Genomic DNA, 2,819 nt, shown 5'->3' with positions numbered 1-2,819 from the left:
TTGCAGGGAGAATCAGCAAGTCTAGACCCTTAATTCGTCGAAGTGGGTCAAATTTAAACCGGCGAAGTGGGTCAATTTAAATCCGGCCTTGACAATTTCTCATGAACAACCGCTTCTCTCATCTGCAACTGTTCCAGTCTGTGGATTAAGTGATTCATGCCATCTCCCCCTCCGTAACAGTAATTGAGATTTATGTAACGCCATACCGCTATAATTCTATTATATATCGTATCACCGTTGCAATCAACTAGATTACAATGCTATAGTTGAAGAAAGTTTGGTGATTAAATATATCGGATAAGCGTTATGCTTGGAGGGATTATCGTTGCCTATTCGGTTACGGCTAAAAGAAATCTTAGAAGAAAGGGGAATGTCTCAACGTGAACTGGCTCGTTTAATGAACATCCGCCCCAATACTATCAGCCATCTTTGCTCCGATAAGGTCAATGCCGCCTATTTCGATACACTAGAGCAGATTTGTCGCACTCTGAATATTGACTTACATGACCTGATTGTTCTGGAAGACGACTAAACTATTGCGGTAACGGTACTTTGCTCACCTTGCTAACCAATACAGCACATGGAATCGTGATTACCTTTTCCCAATATTCCGCCACCAAACTGTCCAAGTCGATTACCTGTTGTGACTGCATCTGTTCTAGTATTTGTTGACGGTAATAGTAGCTAATGCCTTGCGGCATGGTTTGACCATCCTGTATCTGTTGAACGAGTGCTCCTACTTTGGGTTTGATTTTTCCCATGTCTTGGATGACAGCACAGAAGTAAAGGTTCGCAAATTGTGGGGGGAACTGAACTAATGCTTCGAGTGGTATTTTCTTCTTGGGAGCGTAGACGATTTCCATTCGAGTTAGTTCCCCCTCGATTTTCTTCCCCTTCCTAGCCTCCAGTTCTGCCTTCTTGTCATACACACGACAATAACCGTGTTGCTGTCGTTGGTGTTTCCCGTTGTAATAACGAGTCCCACGGTAAAGACGCAATTGCCGACCTGTAAGCGACTGTGTGAAGATTTCCTTCATGTTACGGGGGATGTCAAATGCGACATCACAACGGACAAACAGGACTTTCTTCGCATGTCTCTGAATTTGCATCAACCAATCTTTAAAATACACAAGAGAATGGGGATACGCTTCGATTCGCAGGGTATGCTTGCGTGATTTGGGTGAGATAACCAGTTGATAGGAAATGTGCAAGAATTGCTTTCCCATGTTGATATTGATGTGATAACGAAACCCTTTTTCTGCTGTATACATCTTGACTCCGAAGTAGTGACATAACCGAAGCATGAATGGATTGAAGAAATCCCAATACACATCTGTAAAATCAATGACGATACGGTCGATGGATACACTGACTCCTTCCATGTGCCGCCCCTTCTCCCGATTTTTTTTCATGAATTTCGGGCTATATTAGAGGGCAGGTGGCTAGCCTTTCACACACGTCCTTCCCGTTGTCATACTCTCAGTTGATTCCTGACACTCTTTATGGTCGCTATATCTTACTGAAAAGTTGAGATATTTCTTTCACCATATCAATCGTTCTATGTACGTACATCGTTGCAAACATATTTGAAAAAACCGCAAGAAAACGAAGATAACAAAAAACAGGTCTTTTATGGTGGTATCTGACCATAATTGACCTGTTTCGTGTAACGCTATTACGTTAAATAGGGATACTTTTTCCAGACATTCTGTGCGTACATCTTAATTCGTGAAAATATCTTACAGGTAGAACAAAGGTTATGTTGGTAATGATGAGGTAAATTGATTCATTCGCTAGTGGGTAGCCCCACCGAAAAAGCTATCTTTCCTCTCTGCACAGATGAAGATATTGACCAAATTCAGGGAATGAGTCCCAATTTCTTGAAACGTCATCTTCGGTCTCTCGTTCCTCAACCTCTCCAGTCTTAGCGTCTCTTTGCTCCATAGCAATATAACCATTCTCTTGATAACCAAAAATCATGCTCTTTAATTCTGTTTCGGTATCTCCTTCATACTCCCAGTACATCACTGTCTTTAAAAATAATCTATTATCACCCTTAACAAGAAAATCATAGTGTAAATATTTACGTAGCAGGTCGTCCAGAAAACTTACTGAGACCCATTTGTCGGTGACATTTACTAAATATTTCGGTTGCCCACCGTCACTTAGAACTGCCGTATACTCTTGACGCCCCTCGTGATTAAATCTTGCTGTTTTCTCATCAATAATATTCCACGGCTTCTTTTTAATATTTGACCACTTATCGCAATAGTAAATCTCCATCAATTATACACCTTCCCAGTAATATCACGAATAATGATACCCTTCTTAGTAGCTTCGTCAAGAATTGCCTGTGGAATTGGTTTTGTTTGCACAGGAACTTCCAAAATTAATTCTCCCTCTAATCGACCACCTTTTAAAGCATTTGGGTTGAATTTTCCAGAAGAAATTTCTGAACCAGAAGAATACTTTTTAGTGAACTCACTCAAATAGCTAAGGGCTGTTTTTTCTTGGACTTCCGCAAGTTGGGTGTATTTCCTTGAAACTATCTCCTTACCCGGCACATATGAGTCAACAACGTATTTCTTTCCATTTGCTTCTTTAGCCTCTAACTCTACCTCATTATAAGGGTAACGAGGGCGATTTTCCTTATTAAATTTGTTTCCTTCTTCCCATTGTTTCTTTACAAAGTCAGGAAGGGATTTCTTTTTCGGTGGAATTTCTCCCGTCCCCTCAGTGTCCTGTTTCGGCGGGGTGGATTGGTCTGCCTCCCGTGCCGCCTTCTCGGCTGCCTCTTTCTTCTTATAAAACTCATTCCA

At 41.2% G+C, this 2,819-nt stretch carries 4 protein-coding genes; 1 reads left to right on the top strand and 3 read right to left on the bottom strand.

Features of this window, described 5'->3' with window-relative positions; translation table 11 throughout:
- Positions 1-325: 325 nt before the first annotated feature.
- Positions 326-532 (top strand): helix-turn-helix domain-containing protein, encoded by a 207-nt coding sequence (locus F591_RS0126790; RefSeq protein WP_019537618.1) that lies wholly within the window; start codon positions 326-328, stop codon positions 530-532.
- A 1-nt stretch (position 533) separates the two neighbouring features.
- Here the strand turns inward: F591_RS0126790 and F591_RS0126785 are convergent, their stop codons facing one another.
- From F591_RS0126785 to F591_RS32180, 3 genes are all read right to left on the bottom strand, one after another.
- Complete coding sequence (locus tag F591_RS0126785; RefSeq protein ID WP_019537617.1) at positions 534-1,382, bottom strand: hypothetical protein; 849 nt, start codon at positions 1,380-1,382, stop codon at positions 534-536.
- Between the two features lie 436 nt (positions 1,383-1,818).
- Positions 1,819-2,283: a hypothetical protein gene (locus tag F591_RS0126780; protein ID WP_019537616.1), complete on the bottom strand. Its 465-nt coding sequence runs from the start codon at positions 2,281-2,283 to the stop codon at positions 1,819-1,821.
- Positions 2,283-2,819: hypothetical protein (locus F591_RS32180; protein ID WP_019537615.1), on the bottom strand; the 537-nt coding region annotated here is incomplete at its 5' end. The genes F591_RS0126780 and F591_RS32180, both read right to left, overlap by 1 nt.

The sequence above is a fragment of the Paenibacillus ginsengihumi DSM 21568 genome (assembly GCF_000380965.1).
Taxonomy (GTDB): Bacteria; Bacillota; Bacilli; order Paenibacillales; family NBRC-103111; genus Paenibacillus_G; species Paenibacillus_G ginsengihumi.
The sequence above is the reverse complement of the archived record's forward strand: the minus strand, read 5'-3'. Positions and strand labels throughout refer to the sequence as shown.